We start from the raw sequence: 1,362 nt of genomic DNA on the forward strand, positions 1-1,362 counted from the left end.
TGAACCGTCCCGTGTTTGATGCGCACCTCCTTCCTTGGGAAGGTGCATGTCATGCCGAGCAAGTACGACCCGCAGACGCGGGCCAGGGCTGTCCGCCTGGTGCTGGAGCATCGCGATGATTACCCGAGTGAGTGGGCGGCGATCACGGCGGTGTCCAAGCGGTTGGGGATGACCGCCGAGACGTTGCGGAGTTGGATCCGTCAACATCAGATTGATGATGGCCAGCGTGATGGGGTCTCCAGCGAGGCGGCTGCCGAGATCCGCGTGCTCAAGCGCCGCAACGCCGAGCTCGAGCAGACCATTGAAGTCCTCAAGGCAGCAACGTCTTTCTTCGTGCGGGAGAGCGACCCGCGCAACCGCCGCTGACCGGTTCGATCTGCGAATTCATCGTTGATCACCGGGACCGATTCGGGGTCGCTCCGATCTGCCGCGTGCTCACCGAGCACGGTGTGCCGATCGCCCCGCGCACGTTCTACGCCTGGGCCACGCGAGCGCCGTCGAAGCGGGCCCTGTGGGATGCCACCATCACCGAGATCCTGGCCGGCTACTACGAGCCCGACGAACACGGCCGTAAGAAGCCGGAGTCGCTGTACGGGTCGCTGAAGATGTGGGCGCATCTGCAGCGCGAGGGCATCCCGGTGGCCAAATCTACCGTGGAGCGTCTCATGCGCCGCAACGGCTGGCAGGGCGTACGCCGCCAGAAGACCGTCCGCACCACGATCGCCGACCCGACCGCGACACGGCCGCCGGATCTAGTGGACCGCCAGTTCGCGGTGGGCGCGCCCAATCGGCTGCTCGTCGCCGACTTCACCTACCTCAAGCTGATCACCGGGGTGTTCGTCTACGTCGCGTTCGTCATCGACGCCTACGCCGGGGCGATCGTCGGGTGGGAGGCCTCGGGCTCCAAGCACACCCGCTTCGTCGAATCGGCGATCCGCCAGGCCGCAGCCCTGCGGTCGCGCCAGGGCCACCCGATCGACGGTGCGATCCACCACTCGGATGCCGGATCTCAGTACACCAGCGTGAGATTCGGTGAGACACTGAGCCTTTCGGGTTTACGGCCCTCGGTCGGCAGCGTCGGCGACGCCTACGACAACGCGTTGGCCGAGACCACGATCGGACTCTACAAAAACGAGTGCATCCGAGCGGATTCCCCGTTTCGCCGCGGCCCGCTGTGCACCCTCGGCGACGTCGAATACCTCACCGCCGATTACGTCGCCTGGTACAACCAGCAGCGCCTCATGCACCGCCTTGGACGAGTCCCACCCGCCGAAGCCGAGGCCCAGTACTATTCCCAACACGTGACCGACCGGCCGGCCGGCTCACAGAACCCCGAGGGTGCATGAAACCCGGGATCGTTCA

Annotated in this window: 1 protein-coding gene; it reads left to right on the plus strand. The window is 65.8% G+C overall.

Annotated elements, in window-relative coordinates; all coding sequences use genetic code 11:
* The first annotated feature begins 51 nt into the window (after positions 1-51).
* Positions 52-1,346, plus strand: a protein-coding gene (locus AC5Y21_RS25955) for an IS3 family transposase (protein WP_499917009.1) whose coding sequence is annotated in 2 segments (ribosomal slippage) — positions 52-325 and positions 325-1,346 — 1,296 coding nt in all. Because the reading frame shifts where the segments join, the coding sequence is not laid out codon by codon here.
* Positions 1,347-1,362: the final 16 nt, after the last annotated feature.

This window comes from Mycobacterium sp. NGS41 (assembly GCF_059812725.1).